A 15,366-nucleotide genomic window follows, 5' to 3' on the forward strand; every position below is an offset into this window, starting at 1 on the left:
TATGGACCACACAAACGTGCATCGCGCCGTTCAGGACTGGGGCACTTCAGCGCGACGCCGACGCATCGTAGTCGCTTATTTGCAGCGCAATCCGTCGCTGGTCGTGGGCGCAATCCTCTTGTTACTGCTCGCATTGATCGCTCTTGGCGGCCAGTTCTTCATCGGGTATCGCGACGCTGCACCATTATCGAATCCGCCGAGCCGACCGCCCGGTGGCGATTACCTGCTTGGAACCGACAAGTTCGGCCGCGACCTTCTCGCCGTGCTGGTCTACGGAACTTACCTGACGGGCAAGGTCGGACTGCTTGCCGGTGCGCTGGGTGTTTTGACCGGCGCGGTTCTCGGCTTTCTAGCGGGCTTCTTCCGGGGCCGGGTCGACTTGGTCATTTCGCTAGTGACCGATGTTCTGCTGACGGTCCCTCCGCTTCTGGTGCTTGTTGTCATCGCGACGAACATCCCCGGCAAGCTGGATACCAACCAGATGGCGATCATCATCTCGCTGCTTGCCTGGCGCCAACCCACCCGGCAGATCCGGGCCCAGGCACTGATCATGCGCGAGGCGGGTTATGTGAAGACCGCGCGGTTGGGCGGCACCTCAAAGCTTGGGATCGTGTTCAAGGAGCTCATGCCAAACCTGATCCCTTATCTCATGGCATCCTTTGTCTTGGCCGTGGCGACGGCGATGCTGGCCTCGGTCGGTTTGGAAGCACTGGGCTTGGGTCCGCAGAACGAGCCAACACTGGGAATGACCATCTACTGGGTGATGCTCGAGGGTGCGTTCACCACCGGGCTCTGGTGGTGGTGGTCGACGCCCCTGATCGCCTTGATCACGCTTTTCGTCGGACTCTACCTCGTGAGCGCCGGCCTGGACGAACTGGCCAATCCGCGAACGCGGAGGCGTGGCGCGTGAGGGACGGAAATGTCGGGGACGGTCTTGCCGTCACCAATCTGCAGGTCGAATTCTATACCGATGATGGCATCGTCAAAGCGGTTGACGGGGTCGACTTTGCTATCAAACCGGGTGTCCGCACAGGCATTGTTGGCGAAAGTGGTTCGGGCAAGACCACCACGGCGCTGGCTCTGATGGGCATGATCGAGCCGCCGGGCAGAGTCGTGGATGGACGCGCTGAACTCGTCGGCCTCGACCTTCTCGGTCTTACCGAGGAGCAGTTTCGCCAGCATCGACTGGCCACGGTCAGCTACATTCCCCAGGGTGCCATGAATTCGCTGAACCCGGTGGCGCGGATCGGTACTCAGATCCTAGACGGCATGACGGACCATGGTCTGCGTCTCGGTAATGACAAGGCAAGAGACCGGGTAGCCGAACTGCTGGCTCGGGTGGACCTCTCGCCCGATGTCGCGCGCATGTATCCGCACGAGCTTTCGGGCGGCATGAAGCAGCGCGCCTGCATAGCGATCTCGATCGCGCTCCGGCCCGCGCTTCTGATCGCCGACGAGCCGACCTCGGCACTGGATGTGATCACCCAGCGGCGTGTCATGGAAACCCTACGAAAAGTGCAGGAGGACATTGGGTCTTCGCTGATTCTAATTGGCCACGACATGGGGCTAATGGCTCAGTTCGTAGACGACATAGTGGTCATGCGCCATGGCAAGATCGTCGAGCACGGCAGTGTAAGGGACATCTTCGCCTGCCCCACGCACGACTATACGCGTCAGCTGATCGACAGTGTACCGTCGCTGGAACGCAAGGCGCCTGCTGCCACAGTTTCAGGTCAAGTCCCTTTGCGGGAAACACCGCTGTTGGAATTCGACGGTGCCGGAAAAACCTACGTTAAGGGCCGGTCCCGGGTCGAGGCGCTGAAACCGCTTTCGTTTCGGCTGGAAGGAAGCGTGCCTCGGGTGATTGCGGTGGTCGGGCAGTCGGGATCCGGCAAGACGACGATGGGGTTGCTGGCGCTGGGCTTCGAGGCCGCAACTCAAGGTGCCGTTCGGTTCGATGGTGCCGACATCTCGAAGATGAACGATAGCCAGGTCAGCCAGCTCGGGCGCGATGTGCAGGCGGTATTTCAAGACCCTTATGCCTCGTACAATCCGTTCTACAAGGTCGACCATGTCCTGACCGTACCGCTTAGAAATTTCGGGATCGTGAGCGATCGCAGCGAAGCATTGGACCACATCGTCACGGCTTGTCGGAGCGTCGGGCTGGATCCCGGACAAACCATTCATCGCTACGCGCACCAGATGTCGGGCGGACAGCGCCAGCGCCTGATGGTCGGGCGCGCGATCATGTTGAAGCCCCGGCTCTTGGTAGCGGACGAGCCGGTGTCGATGGTCGATGCCTCACTGCGCTCGACAATCCTTGGCAATCTGGCCGCGATGAAGGCGGATCTCGGAATCTCGATCCTCTACATCACCCATGATCTTGCTACCGCCTATGAGGTCGCGGACTACGTACTGGTCCTGCACAAGGGCCGCTTGGTCGAAGCCGGCGTACCCGAGACGGTGATAGACGATCCGCTACACCCGTATACGCGGCTGCTGGTTGACTCGATCCCTTGGCCCGATCCCGACCGGCATTGGGGAGCGGGCGGCACGCTCGACGAGGAATTGAGTGCAGTCGCGTCCGCCGATTTGTCTGCACCTGCGATCATCCGCGAGCAGGTGGCCGGTTTTCGGATCGATACGGCGGGGCACGAAACATGAAGCATGCCGCAAAGCGCAAGATTGGGACGACGGAGGTCGAGATCACCCGCCTCGGCTATGGCGGCACTGCGCTTGCAGGAACGACAGGGCCGAGCGATGAGCCCGAGGCCGTCGCGGTGATCCGGGCAGCGCTTTCGCATGGGATCCGTTATTTCGATACAAGCCCGTTATACGGCAGCGGCCTCAGCGAACACCGCATGGGTGCCGGGCTACGGCACGCTCCTCGGGCAGAAATAGTCGTCAGCACCAAGGTCGGCCGGCTACTGATTCCCGATGCGAGTGCGGCAGGGGGCGGAGCCCTGCCGTTTAGGCCCGATTTCGACTATAGCCGCGGCGGCTCGATCCGATCCTTTGAGGACAGCCTGCAGCGCATGGGCGTGGATCGGATCGATCTGCTTTTCATCCATGACATTAGTCACCGTTGGCACGGCTCGGGATTCGAGGCGGCCCTTGCACGGGCCACGGCGGAGGCATTGCCTGCGCTCGTCGAGTTCCGCGACGCTGGCGTCATCGGAGCGATCGGGCTTGGCACGAACGACCTGGCGGCAGCGGTGCCGATGGCAGCGCATGGCGGACTGGACTGCGTGATGATCGCGCGGGAGTACAATCTGCTGAATCACGCCGAGCTATTACGCCATCTCGCACCTGTTTGCGTCCGCAACGGTGTGTCGTTGATCTGCGCCGCGCCTTATGCCTCGGGTATCCTCGCCACCGGTCTGACCGAGGGCGCAACCTATATGTACGCACCGCCCGACGATGCGGTGCGTGCGAAGATTACCAACCTCGAGGCGGTTTGCGCCCTGCATGGTGTGCCACTTCGGGCTGCCGCACTGCAGTTCGCGGACCTGAACCCCCTAGTGTCCTCCGTTGTCGCCGGTCTGAGAACCGAGGCTGAGATCGACGCGGCGATTGAAGCGTTCAATTACCCTGTTCCACCGGCTTTTTGGGCGCAGCTGAAGGCCGAGGGCCTGATCGACCCCGCAGCGCCTATCGAAGCCGGGTCACTAGGAACAACAGGCGGTGCCGAACGACGGAACCCTGCCGCATGACTATGCCGCATCGCATAGCCAATATCCGCCTGACAGATGTCGTGGTCAATCAGCGCACGACATGGCGGCATGTGGAACTGATGACCGAGAGTGGCTTGACCGGTGTTGGCGAGGCGACGTTGGACGACGCTGGACCGGATTACTCCGCACGGCTTCTGGAGGCTGGTCAGCAAATCTTGGACCGCCCCCTCGCGACCGATGCTCTTGATCCGCTGCGACTCAGATTGCGGGATTTGCAGGGTCGGACAATCCTGTCGGCGCTTGACCAGGCCGTGGCGGACCTTCGGGCGCAGATCGCCTGCCAGCCACTTTGTGTTCTACTTGGAGCCGGTCCAACGGATATTCTCCTTCCCCTCTATGCCAATATCAATCGCGCCACGGCGATACGCACACCAAGGGCATTTGCACAAAATGCCAGGTCGGCTGCCGACGAGGGATATCAGGCAATCAAACTGGCGCCATTCGACGGACTGACCCCCGAGCTCTGCGACAAGGAGGAGGGGCACGTCCTGATTGATGCGGGGCTTGCCCGCATCAGGGCGACCCGCGAAGTCGTGCCCGTGTGCGACCTGATGGTCGACTGTCATTGGCGCCTGACGCCTACGGCGGCGACCGCGCTGCTACCGCCGTTACGTGATTTGGGGGTGACATGGCTAGAATGCCCCTTGCCCGAAACGACAGATGCGATCCCCGAACTGCGGGCGCTGCGGGATGCAGCGAACCGCCATGACATGCGGCTGTGCGGCCTGGAAACCGCAGGCGATTGGGCGGAGTTCGCCCCTTTCGTGGAGGGCGGTGCCTATGATGTGATCATGCCGGATGTAAAACACGCCGGTGGACTGGAAAGCCTTCTGAACACGGGCCGGAGAGGGCGGGCGGCAGGCATCTCAGTGTCGCTGCATAACCCCAGCGGGCCGGTTGCGCATCTTTGCAGCACCCACGTCATGGCGGCGCTTGGCGGCCATGAGCGAATGGAGATCCAGTGGAACGAAAGCCCGATCTTCAATCAGATCACTTCGCCCGCGCCGATCACCGAAGCAGGGGCTTGTCGCCCGACCAGCACGCCGGGGCTGGGGGCAACGCTCAATGAGAGTGCCGCTCAGCAGTGGGCATCCGAGTGACCTTCGAGGCCGCTCAACCGGTCTCCCCAATCTAACGTGAGCAGCAGATGACGCCACAAAATCTGGTCATCATCATGGCCGACGAACATGCCGGCCGCTATGCCGGATATGCCGGCCACACTGTGGTCCAGACACCAAAGATGGACCGGCTGGCGGAGCGCGGGACGCGCTTCACGAACGCCTATTCCACCAGCCCGATCTGTATGCCTGCGCGCGCCGCCTTCGCAACGGGGCGCTATCCGCATGACACCGGATATGTCTGCAACGCCACGCCCTATGACGGGCGGGTCCCTGGCTGGCCGCAACAACTCGGACGCTCTGGCGTTCCGGTCACCTCGATCGGCAAACTGCATTACCGCGACGCGACAGTGGACACGGGATTCGCCGAAAGCCTGGTCCCGATGCATGCCCCGGATGGGATCGGCGACCTCTTCGGTCTGATACGCACACCGCCGCTGCCGGTCCGCTACGGTGTTCGCCAAGTCGCCGAGCAGGTGGGACCCGGCGAGTCGAGCTACAGCCGCTACGACCGGTTGATCCTGGAAAACACCCTGCGGTGGATCGAAGAGACCGCGCCGAACTTGCCGGAACCCTGGGTCCTGTTCGTCAGCTTCGTGTGCCCGCATTTTCCCTTGATTGCGCCGCCCGAATTCTACGACCTCTACGACCCCGACCGCTTGGATTTGCCCAAGGCCTGCCGTCCGGAGGATTGGCCGCAACACCCATGGTTCGACGCGTTTCGCTCGTCTTACATCACCGACAGCTTCTTCGACGATGATCGTCGTCGAAAGGCGATTGCCGGCTATTTCGGGCTTTGCTCTTTTGTCGACTCGCTGCTGGGGCAGGTTGTCGATGCGGTCGATGGAAGTGCCTTTGCGGAGCGGACGCAACTGATCTACACATCCGATCACGGCGACAATCTAGGCGCACGGGGCCTCTGGCAGAAGAGCAACTTTTACGAGGAATCTGCCCATATCCCGTTGATCCTGGCTGGCGAAGGCGTGCCCCGGAACGCTGTCCGGACTACGCCCGTCTCGCTGATCGACTTCTATCCAACGGTATTGGAAGCCACCGGTCACGGGGACGGGAGCTCGCCTGTCAATCCCGACGCGCGCAGCCTGTTCAGCATTGCTGGAGAGCCAGACGATCCCGGACGCGAGGTCTTCTGCGAGTACCATGCCGCCGGTGCCGTGAACGGTGTTTACATGTTGCGCCAGGGGCCGTGGAAATACATCCACTACGCGAATATGCCTGCTCAGCTTTTTAACCTGGATAACGACCCCGAGGAACTTGACGACTTGGCCTCCGACCCCGCCTATGCCGAAACACTGAAGCGCTTTCACACAGCGCTGTCGGTACGCCTCGACCCTGTTGCCGTGGATGCCGACATCAAGGCAGCGCAGCGTAAGATTCTTGACAGCCACGGCGGCGCCGAAGCGGTCCTGGCCCGCGGGTCGATGGGCGCATCGCCGCCGCCAGGCACCCAATCTCGAAGGCGCACCGAATGACCCGTGATGATGCCCGGCTTGTGAAAGTCGATACGCCAGACGGCCCGATGGATGTGTTTCTTGCGCTGGCAGGGGATGATCCACATGCACCATGCGCAATCATCTACATGGATGTCTTCGGCTTGCGCGATGAGCTTTTCGAGCTTGCCCGCGCCTTCGCCGCCGATGGTATCGCCGCGGTCGTTCCAGATCTGTTTCACCGCCTGCCGGTATCGCGTTTTCCACCCGCGAACGGACGCGATGTTCGTCCCGAGCCGACCGCGATCGAGGCCAATGACAATACAACGCTTGCGATGTCTCGGATCGATACGCGTGCCCTCGTGGCTTGGCTTGATGCAGCCGGTGCGAATTTTAGACCCAAGCGGTATTTCGCCATCGGTTTTTGCATGGGCGGCCGCCATGCGCTGGCTGCTGCTGTCGCGCTGCCCGACCGCGTCAGCGGCGGTATGTCTGTCCATGGCGGTCGGTTGGTGACGAACGGGGCGGAATCGCCGCATCATCTGATTGCGGATCTGAAGGTGCCTTTCCATTTCGCCTGTGCTCGCGACGACCCGACGTGCTCGCGCGCACATTGCGAAATCCTGCAGGCCACAGCAGCCGAGTCCGCCGCCCGCGTTACGCTAGAGACTGTGGACGCACACCATGGATGGAGCTTCCCGGCACGCTGGTCCTATGATCCGGCGGCGGCTGCTCGTATTCACCAGCGAGCTTGTGCAATGATCACGGTTGACCTGACATGATTGAAGATGACCGGCCGCCCGTTTACGGCATCGTCGGCCTCGGGGCTATGGGCGGCGGGATGGCAGCCGCGTTGATCGCGGCGGGACACCCTGTACGCGGCCTCGATCCCGACAGGGCTGCGCAAGCTCGGGCACGGGCCCGCGGCGTCTTCGTGGAGCAGGATTTATCGTCGCTTCTGGATTCGGCGAACATTGTGATCGTCTGTCTGGCGACGCCGAAAGCCCTGACCGACGTTTACGCCACCATCGCCGCGACACCCGCGAACCAAGGGCAGATGGTAGTTGAGTGCTCTACCATTGCGCCCGATCGCGCCCGCGATCTGGCGGCTGTTTCGCGTGCCTCCGGGAGGCGCCACCTGGAAGCCTGCATGATCGGGCTGGGCGATGACGCTGCCGCGGGGCGGCTCTATTACTTCGTTGGCGGAGATATGCGCGACCTGGACGCCGCGCGCTCCTTTCTCGAAGCGACAGGCCGCGGATTTGCGCACCTTGGCGATGTTGGCAGCGGGGCGGCGGCTAAGGTCCTGAACAACGCAATCGGAAACGCCACAATGCTCGCCTTCACCGAGGCGATCGTTGCCGGGGAAGCCATCGGCCTCGATGCCAAGGCATTTGTCTGTGCTGTTGCCGAAGCTAAGGGCGCCGGCATGTCGGTGGTCTTTGAACGGCGTGCACATTGGGCAGTCAGCGAAGAGGCGCAACCGCCGGGCCCGCTTAATCGTAAGGACATGCTAGAATGGGGTCGAATGATGGATGAGCGATGCAGCGAATACCCCATCTTATCCGAGAGCCTTCGGGTCTTTTCCAGGATGCCGGAGGCTCCGGGACCGATCCGGGCCTATGCGGAACTCATCAAATCCCGCCTGGGCGTCTGACCTGGGCCCCGCGGGTCCTCACGGATTAGGTGAATCCTTCGTTGGGTACCTCGATGTTTGAGATTTGGCGAGCGTGTCGAGCGCGGTTGGGGACCTCGCCCAAGACGGTAGTTGTGACGCAACCCGGCGGGCGGCTAAATGGATGACGTCGGCCGACTTGCCAGGAAAAGAGGCATGAAGACGCCGCCGACAACCGATCGGCCACGAAATCCACCGGCCCGCGGCGGCCCCCCGGTATCGACATCAAACCAGTCCGAAAGCGGACTCCGATGATCCGTGACATCGAGCCATTCGCCGAGGGGTGCCAAGAGAGCATCCTGATCGGAGCGTGCTCCGCTCAAACAGGCTGACCAAACCAGCCAATCGAGCTTGGTATGTCTGGCCAAGCCTTGAAGCGGCGTACCAAAGCGGCCTGCCTCGGCTTTATACTTCCTAACCTCGCCAACCAACCGGGAATCGGGGAATAAGCGGAGCCCTAATACGCGGTCCCAGACAAGATTGTATTTCTGGCTCCAGGAGCCAGATCGATCGAAGCACATGCGATAGTGATCGCCCTCCCGGTCCGAATCCAGCCAGGCCGCAGCCCATTCCTCCGCCGTCGCTCGGTACGCCACCGCCGTAACCTCGTCGCCAAACAGTTTCGCTAGCTTGGCGGCGGCGCCGATGGCCACGATCGATTTACCGGCGAGGTTGGTGTGATGTGCGAACGGTCCATCGAAATCGTCGGTGCAAAGTTGTTCACCTGGGTCATATCCTTGAGAAACGAGATAATCGGCCCACTGGCTCAACAAGCTCCAATAGCGTTGCCACCCATCGGCGCTGCCGGTAACGGTCGCATGCGCGGCGACCATGATCAGGAGGTTGCCACATTCCTCAATCGGCATCTGGTTGTGCTCGCTTCGCTCGCCGCCTCCGTAAACCTGCCCGTTCGCCAACGGAAAACGCCCGATGTCGTGGGGCGCATAAGGGAAAGGCCATTGCGGGGTCGCTGCGTAGTCGAGAATCGGAACCAACTGCGCCTTGAGGAGTTCAGGATTGAACACCAAGAAGAAGGGCGAGGCTGGATAGGCGATATCGACTGTGCCCATGCAGCCGTTGGACGAGTTCTCCTTGCTGAAATGTAGAAGGGTTCCATCGTGATCGGACACAAGAACGTGCCCTCCAAGGCATTGCCGGAAGGCCAGAACCGCGAGGCGAACGAATGTCGCGTCGCCGGCACGCGCCAGATTTGCAATCGTTTCGCTATCAAACGCCCGGCAGCGGTCCTCCAGTGCCTCGCGGTCTGACCAGGCCCGTTCGATCAGGGCGATCATCGAGCCGAACCGCTGGTACCAATACGGCCTCAACCGCCGACCAAAATATTCAACCGCGTAAGTCTGATCGTATCCGATTATCGTCGACCAGTCGGATTGATCGCCGACCAAACCCAGATCGGCCGACCAGGCTGCCACAAGAAACGGCGGCCGGTCGTCCAGATAACCGTCGGGCGAAGGGGCCTCGCCGCTCGATGCGGAGGCGGGCATGGCGAGGTCGCTGCCAAAAGCGGTGCCGTCACGGTCGGGAATGATCCCTGTCTCGGCAAAGGTCGTTCTCAGGCATAGTCCGTCGCCCAATGCCCCCGTCGCGGGTCTTTCCGGGCACGGCGAGAAGTGCAGATAGCCCCAATCGATGGACAGTTCGTCTCCGGCGCGGCCAAGCACCGGCTGAGTCGCTGACCCAAGCCACAGCGACTGGGCCGCTGACGCACGATGGCGGCCCCATATGGCGGATTGCCCGTCCTGCCCGACTGCGATCCCCGCTGAAGCATCGAGGTAGGCTTCCACTTGATGTCCGGCACTATCGATGGACCGAACCGACAGGGAAATATAGGTTAGCGGTCGCGCTAGAAGGTCCAGGTCGTCAGGAAGCGCCGGCGTCACAAAGGACAGTTTGAGTTCGACCCCGCCGGCGGCAAACCAATACTGCGTTGTCGTCGGTGTGATCGTCAGGTTGGTCTGCTGCATGGCCGGCAGCGGCTCGGCCATACGCGTTGTCGGCCCCATGAACCGATACGTCGTGCCGTCGACGCGAAGCATGCCACATAGGCTGTGGTTTTTGCCGGTCCAGTGAGAGGGCCAGACATCGGTCAACCGATCAGCGGCGGACCATATGCTGAAGAAAGGATCGTGGACGATGAGCGGTACCGCGGGTGCTCGATCCATCTTCACTTAGAGTCCGGCTCGGCGGAGAAGATTTCGCAATAGGTCTCGATCGGCAGCTTGGGCGTCCGGTCATAGGTGAGTAGACCGTTTTGCTCCTGTTCCACATCCGTGAGCTGGGTGTAACAATAGCCGCATGAATGCTGGGTGCTAAGGATCGTGTTCACTTGATCCCGTATCCGCGCTTCGAATGCCTCTGCCGTTTGCGGGGGGGCACCGTATCCCCACGCTTGTGAGGGGCTCTCGGCGACAATCTCCGCGGTCCGCTCGACTGGTGCGTCACTGGTCTTTTCCGAAGCGAAGGCGGCTCCGCCGAACTCGTCGATGATGTAGGGCTGCCCCGCGTAGTGTGGCTCGTTCTTAGGTGCGTTCCGGTACACATTGGGAAAGGCGGAGACGATGTCCGCGAGCCGTACGGGATCCTGTTCATAGGAGTGGACCGTCCAGATATCCGTGTCCCGATGAACCCAACCCGATGCGTCGTTCACCGGCCGGGTCGGATCAAGGTCCCGCGTCAGCGCGGCCGCCCTTTCGACGGACAGGCCGTGTTGCGCGCTGATCGGCGCCTCGCGACCGGCTGAAAACCCGGTCTCGTTCAGTGGCGTCCAGGCGATCACGGAAGGATGGTTCCGGCACTGAACGACAATCTGCCGCCATTCGTCTAGGAAATTACCCATTGCCTCCGGGTCATCGATCTCCGCGCCCCAGTTCGGGCTCTCCGCCCAGGTCAGATAGCCAAGCCGATCGGCCCAGGCGTGAAATCGCGGCTCGAACACCTTCTGATGCAGTCGCGCCCCGACGAAACCCATGGCCATGGAAAGCTCGATATCGCGCTTCAGAGCCGCATCGTCGGGCGCCGTCCAGCCACCTTCCGGATAGAAGCCTTGGTCCAGAACGAACCGGTGGTAGACTGGCTCGCCGTTGAGCAGAATCTGATCGCCCGCGACGGCGACCGACCGGAGCCCCACATACGATGCCACGCGGTCGAGCGACACCCCTTGGGCATCGACGACCTCCAGGGTCAGGTTGTAGAGATGCGGCGCCGCCGGCGACCAGAGCTTCGGTTCATCGAAATCGATGGTGACCGGCGTGCCGGGAAGGAGCGCGGCTTCGCTGGTTGCGGTCTTGCCTTCCAAGGACGCCCTCAGCCTGAAGGTGAGGTCGCGCCTGTAACCCGAGATCGACGGGATCACGGTCGCCCGACCGCCGGCGGGGTCGGCGATAATCTGAAAATCTGACAGGTAGCTGTCACCGGTCGCTTCAAGCCAGACCGACTGCCAGATACCGGTGGTGCGGGCGTAGTAGCACCCCCAGGAATCCAAGCGGCTGCTTTGTTTGCCACCCGGCTGCTTGCCGCTCCGCAGGTGATCCTGGGCATGAACCACGAGAGTGTGCGTTTCGCCCGGCATAACGAATTCGCTGACGTCAAAGCTGAAGTGAACCGAGCCGCCGCGATGGGTGCCCACGTCCTTCCCGTCCAGATAAATCGTGGCCAGCCAGTCCACCGCGCCAAAATGCAGGATGACCCGTTTTCCGGCCCACGCAGCGGGGATGATGATTTTTCGCCGGTACCACACGCTCTCCATGAACCCCGTATCGGCAATACCCGACAGAACCGTTTCTGGAGTGAAGGGCACGTTGATCGTCCGCCCGAGCTCCCGATCGACGCGATCGACGACTTCGCCAATTGGATCTGCCTCGAAGCCCCACGGACCATTGAGGCAAAGCCAATCGCTTCGGCTGAACTGCGGACGGGGGACTTCCCCGCGAGGTGGCTCTAAACTCATCGTTTGCCTTTTCTTTCCATGTCATGCTCGGGGCGGTGTGGCCGCCCCGAGCAAGTCGCTGGTCGCTTGGAGGAAGAAACCCGCCTACAGAAGGTCCTGAATGTCGATTTCGGCATCCGACAACGCGTCGTCGGTTGATTTTCCGGTCAACCAGATCGACTGGAGCTCGCGGACGAGGGTGTCCTGAATTGCGCCGTACTTCACCGACGGCGGGACATCTCGCGCGATGTTCGCGGTGTTTGCATAGTCGGCGCGATGGGGAAGGTTGGCATATTCGTCGCTCTCGAGCACCGATTTGCGAACAGCCATATGACCGGTCTTGGCCCACGCGGCATTGTTTTCGTTGATCCAGGCCAGAAGCGCCAGGGCAGCTGCATACTTTTCGGGATTGTTCGCCTTGAGGGATGCAGGAACCGCCCACATGTGGGTGTCCGCCCAGGTTGCCGGCGTCTCGAAGAGAGTCGGAAAGTCGGTCACGTGGTAGTTCGCCAGCGGCACCTCCGGATCGGCGGCCTGTGCCGCGTAGAAATCGACCACCCAGGTTCCGTTGGCCAGGATCGCCACCTCGCCGTTGAGAAACGCCTGTTGGGCATTTTGATAGTCGTACTGCTCATTGACGTACCCGGCATCGATCAGGTCGGTCAGTGTCTTGATCGCCGTTCGGGTGGCGTCGTTGTCCAGGGTGACGGTATCGCCGTTGAAGATGTTCTGGTTCTGCTGCCAGATCCATGCGAGCAGCACTCGGACCCCCATCGGGCTTACGGAGAAGTCCGAGGCGAGGTAGTCCTTGCCGGTTTTCTCCTTAACGGCTTTCGCCTGTTCGAGGAGTTCCTCAGGCGATGACGGCAGAATCAGCGTGCCGTCTTGGTTAACGAGTCCGGCCTCTTCCATGATGTCCATGTTGACATGCCAAAGGGTGGCGTGAAAATCGAATGGAACGGCATAGATGTCGTCACCGTTCGACACGGCGGCCACGGCCAGATCGGCCCAGTCACGGCTGTCGATCCCCGCTCCAGCGAGGTCGTCTGTCAGTGCCGCGATAGCGCCAAGCGTCGCGAATTCCAACACACGATGGCGATGCATCACGTGGACATCCGGTGGGTTTCCGCCGGCATAGGCAGTCTTGATCTGGTCGTAGTAGCTGTCCCACTCGGTCGGCAGCGTGACCACTGTAATGCCGTTGTCAGCCTCCGAGAAAGCGTTGATGATCGATTGTATGATGCAGGCTTCGCCGACCGCTACAGTTGGGTCGTTTCCTGCATTCTCGCAGGCACCGAAAAACCGTCCGATGGTGATCTCGGTTTCGGCCAGGGCCTCGGACACCTGTCCTCCCGCCATGACGGCGAGCGAAGCTGCGGCCGCGATTGATAGTCGTCTCATGTTTCTCTCCCTTGCTGATGATTTCTTGCGAGGATCTCAGCCCCTCATCGTGATGTGCCCAGCGCGATGCCGCGTACGACAAACCGCTGGAACACGACAAAAAGGACAACGACCGGAAGGCTTGCGACGACGCCCGACGCCATGAGCCTGCCGAGACCTTCGGTCGCTGCGAAGTTTTCTTGGATGGATCCCAGGCCGACGGTGATCGTGAACATCTCCTGGCGCTGCGCGGAAACCAGCGGCCAGAGGTAATCGTTCCAGGCATAGAGGAAGGTCAGGATCGCCAGCGTCGTTACAGCCGGGATCGACAGGGGAAGGACGATGCGGGCGAATATGACGAACCGGTTGGCGCCATCAAGGGCTGCCGCTTCTTCCAGTTCCTTCGGGATACCGCGGAAGAACTGCACCATCAGAAAGACGCCGAGCGGTACGGCGAGACGCGGTGTGATCAGCGCGACATGAGTATTGTGCAATCCCCAGTCGGCGAACATCGTGTAGAGCGGGATGAAGATCACCTGTTCCGGCACGGTCAGTCCGGCGAGTACGATGGCAAGAACGAGCCTGCGGCCTTTGAACGGAATACGCGCAAATGCATATCCGGCCGTGGTCGATAGAATCAGGACGAGCACGGTCATCCCGATTGCCACGATGGCGCTGTTCAGGAACCACCTTGGCGTCAGCCCGAAATTGAATAGCTGAACGAAGTTGTCCCAGGTGAAGGGGATCGGGATGAGCCCCAGAACGGTGTTCGTCGTGGTACGGGCGAGCAACTCGTTCGGCTGCAGCGACAACGAAACCATCCAGATCGTCGGAACCGACCAGATCAGCGCAAAAACTCCGAGCACCAAACAGATGGTCCAGTAGGTTCGATGCTGGCGGCTCATTCGGCCTCACTCCGGCTCAGGCGCAGTTGAACCAGCGCGAAAACCAGCATCACCGCGAACAGAAAGAGAGAAAGGGCTGCGGCGCTTCCGAGTTCTGAATCGCGGAACCCGGTCTGGTAGATGTAGCGGACGAGAACCTGCGTCACGTCATTCGGGCCACCCTGGGTCATCAGGGCTGATTGCCCGAAGACCTGAAAGTGAGCGATCGTCTGGAGAACGATGACCAGGACCAGAGGGCGACGCAGTCCCGGAATTGTGATGTGGCGAAACAAGGCCCAAGACCCTGCGCCGTCGAGCTTCGCCGCCTCATAGCGTTCCTCGGGAATCGCCTGAAGGCCCGCGAGAAAGATCACCATCGCAAAACCCACAGACCACCAGATTGTAGCAATAACAATCGACGGCATGGCGAGGTACTGGTCCGTCAGCCAGACAACCGGTTCGCCTCCAAACATTCGGGTGATGTGCGCGATAATGCCCTGGCGCGGATTGAAGATAAAACTCCACATCAGGGTCACGACGGCGACCGACAAGACGTGAGATAGAAAGAAAACTGTGCGGAACGCCGCCATCATCCGCGTGGGCCGATTGAGTGCGATCGCCAAAGCGAGACCCACCGCGACGACGCCGGGGACCGTCAGGCCCATGAACACAAAAGTGTTTCCGACGATCGGCCAGAAGCGGCGATCAAACCAACGGCCGCCCTCGTCGGGGTGAAAGCCGAGTGCGACGAACAGGAAGACCGCCGCGACGCTGGTCCAGGCCGCGGCCCGATAGGTTACCGCGCCGCGCCAGACCAGGTACCAGAGGATCAGGGTTGCGATCAGGATGACCGCGCGCAGGTCCCAGAGCTGCTCTAAGCCCCAGATCATGTCTCGTCCCCAAAGGAACCGGAAGTTCTCCAGCCCGACGTACTCTTTGGCATCGGGATTGAAGGCCACCGCCATGAGGTTCCAGTCGTGGAGGCTTATCCAGACGCCCTTGAGCAAGGGAAAGATCAGAAAGACCGCATAGACCGCCAGGAAGGGCGCGAGAAACAGATAGCCGTGGGCGGTATCCTCGTGGCGCTGCCAGAAGCCGCCCACCACACCACGGTCGGGGCTGACTAGGACCCTGCGCTCGACCAGAGTCATCAGCGGGTCACCCTATCCCGGCGCAGGGCG

At 61.4% G+C, this 15,366-nt stretch carries 12 protein-coding genes; 7 read left to right on the forward strand and 5 right to left on the reverse strand.

From position 1 onward, the window contains the following. Position 1 precedes the first annotated feature (1 nt). From ACO076_RS07390 to ACO076_RS07420, 7 genes are read left to right on the forward strand one after another with little or no spacing between them, the layout of a single operon-like run. Entirely contained in the window at positions 2 to 910 is a 909-nt protein-coding gene (locus tag ACO076_RS07390; protein ID WP_421726080.1) for an ABC transporter permease, read from the forward strand. Continuing rightward, positions 907 to 2,664, forward strand: coding sequence for an ABC transporter ATP-binding protein (locus tag ACO076_RS07395; RefSeq protein WP_421726081.1), 1,758 nt, complete (start codon positions 907 to 909; stop codon positions 2,662 to 2,664). Before ACO076_RS07390 ends, ACO076_RS07395 begins: the two co-directional genes overlap by 4 nt. Further along, entirely contained in the window at positions 2,661 to 3,713 is a 1,053-nt protein-coding gene (locus tag ACO076_RS07400; RefSeq protein ID WP_421726082.1) for an aldo/keto reductase, read from the forward strand. The genes ACO076_RS07395 and ACO076_RS07400 overlap by 4 nt, the downstream gene beginning before the upstream one ends. Further along, a complete protein-coding gene (locus tag ACO076_RS07405; protein WP_421726083.1) occupies positions 3,710 to 4,834 on the forward strand; it encodes a mandelate racemase/muconate lactonizing enzyme family protein in 1,125 nt (374 codons plus the stop codon). The genes ACO076_RS07400 and ACO076_RS07405 overlap by 4 nt, the downstream gene beginning before the upstream one ends. Before the next feature lie 47 nt (positions 4,835 to 4,881). Continuing rightward, on the forward strand, positions 4,882 to 6,342 hold the full coding sequence (locus ACO076_RS07410; protein WP_421726084.1) for a sulfatase-like hydrolase/transferase: 1,461 nt from the start codon (positions 4,882 to 4,884) through the stop codon (positions 6,340 to 6,342). After that, positions 6,339 to 7,082, forward strand: a complete 744-nt coding sequence (locus ACO076_RS07415; RefSeq protein ID WP_421726085.1) for a dienelactone hydrolase family protein — start codon at positions 6,339 to 6,341, stop codon at positions 7,080 to 7,082. The genes ACO076_RS07410 and ACO076_RS07415 overlap by 4 nt, the downstream gene beginning before the upstream one ends. Further along, the gene (locus tag ACO076_RS07420) at positions 7,079 to 7,957 is read left to right on the forward strand and encodes an NAD(P)-dependent oxidoreductase (RefSeq protein WP_421726086.1); all 879 of its coding nucleotides are present in this window, start codon (positions 7,079 to 7,081) and stop codon (positions 7,955 to 7,957) included. Before ACO076_RS07415 ends, ACO076_RS07420 begins: the two co-directional genes overlap by 4 nt. A gap of 134 nt (positions 7,958 to 8,091) precedes the next feature. Here the strand turns inward: ACO076_RS07420 and ACO076_RS07425 are convergent, their stop codons facing one another. The 5 genes from ACO076_RS07425 to ACO076_RS07445 form a co-directional block, all read right to left on the reverse strand. After that, positions 8,092 to 10,158 carry a glutaminase domain-containing protein gene (locus tag ACO076_RS07425; RefSeq protein WP_421726087.1) on the reverse strand — a complete coding sequence of 689 codons (2,067 nt, stop codon included), beginning with the start codon at positions 10,156 to 10,158 and terminating at the stop codon, positions 8,092 to 8,094. Positions 10,159 to 10,160: 2 nt separating this feature from the next. After that, positions 10,161 to 11,942, reverse strand: a complete 1,782-nt coding sequence (locus ACO076_RS07430; protein ID WP_421726088.1) for a glycoside hydrolase family 2 protein — start codon at positions 11,940 to 11,942, stop codon at positions 10,161 to 10,163. Between the two features lie 84 nt (positions 11,943 to 12,026). Next, positions 12,027 to 13,322: an extracellular solute-binding protein gene (locus ACO076_RS07435; RefSeq protein ID WP_421726089.1), complete on the reverse strand. Its 1,296-nt coding sequence runs from the start codon at positions 13,320 to 13,322 to the stop codon at positions 12,027 to 12,029. Positions 13,323 to 13,366: 44 nt separating this feature from the next. Continuing rightward, positions 13,367 to 14,206, reverse strand: coding sequence for a carbohydrate ABC transporter permease (locus ACO076_RS07440; protein WP_421726090.1), 840 nt, complete (start codon positions 14,204 to 14,206; stop codon positions 13,367 to 13,369). Then, positions 14,203 to 15,336, reverse strand: coding sequence for a carbohydrate ABC transporter permease (locus ACO076_RS07445; RefSeq protein WP_421726091.1), 1,134 nt, complete (start codon positions 15,334 to 15,336; stop codon positions 14,203 to 14,205). Before ACO076_RS07445 ends, ACO076_RS07440 begins: the two co-directional genes overlap by 4 nt. Positions 15,337 to 15,366: the final 30 nt, after the last annotated feature.

Origin of the sequence: Bauldia sp. (assembly GCF_965232525.1) — a bacterium.
Classification (GTDB): domain Bacteria; phylum Pseudomonadota; class Alphaproteobacteria; order Rhizobiales; family Kaistiaceae; genus Bauldia.

What these genes read in the sequence shown, in the direction of transcription:
- ACO076_RS07410 (WP_421726084.1), top strand. Translation starts at nt 4,882, where the DNA reads ATGACGCCACAAAATCTGGTCATCATCATGGCCGACGAACATGCCGGC.
- ACO076_RS07400 (WP_421726082.1), top strand. Translation starts at nt 2,661, where the DNA reads ATGAAGCATGCCGCAAAGCGCAAGATTGGGACGACGGAGGTCGAGATC.
- ACO076_RS07425 (WP_421726087.1), bottom strand. Translation starts at nt 10,158, where the DNA reads ATGGATCGAGCACCCGCGGTACCGCTCATCGTCCACGATCCTTTCTTC.
- ACO076_RS07405 (WP_421726083.1), top strand. Translation starts at nt 3,710, where the DNA reads ATGACTATGCCGCATCGCATAGCCAATATCCGCCTGACAGATGTCGTG.
- ACO076_RS07390 (WP_421726080.1), top strand. Translation starts at nt 2, where the DNA reads ATGGACCACACAAACGTGCATCGCGCCGTTCAGGACTGGGGCACTTCA.
- ACO076_RS07435 (WP_421726089.1), bottom strand. Translation starts at nt 13,322, where the DNA reads ATGAGACGACTATCAATCGCGGCCGCAGCTTCGCTCGCCGTCATGGCG.
- ACO076_RS07445 (WP_421726091.1), bottom strand. Translation starts at nt 15,336, where the DNA reads ATGACTCTGGTCGAGCGCAGGGTCCTAGTCAGCCCCGACCGTGGTGTG.
- ACO076_RS07415 (WP_421726085.1), top strand. Translation starts at nt 6,339, where the DNA reads ATGACCCGTGATGATGCCCGGCTTGTGAAAGTCGATACGCCAGACGGC.
- ACO076_RS07440 (WP_421726090.1), bottom strand. Translation starts at nt 14,206, where the DNA reads ATGAGCCGCCAGCATCGAACCTACTGGACCATCTGTTTGGTGCTCGGA.
- ACO076_RS07420 (WP_421726086.1), top strand. Translation starts at nt 7,079, where the DNA reads ATGATTGAAGATGACCGGCCGCCCGTTTACGGCATCGTCGGCCTCGGG.
- ACO076_RS07430 (WP_421726088.1), bottom strand. Translation starts at nt 11,942, where the DNA reads ATGAGTTTAGAGCCACCTCGCGGGGAAGTCCCCCGTCCGCAGTTCAGC.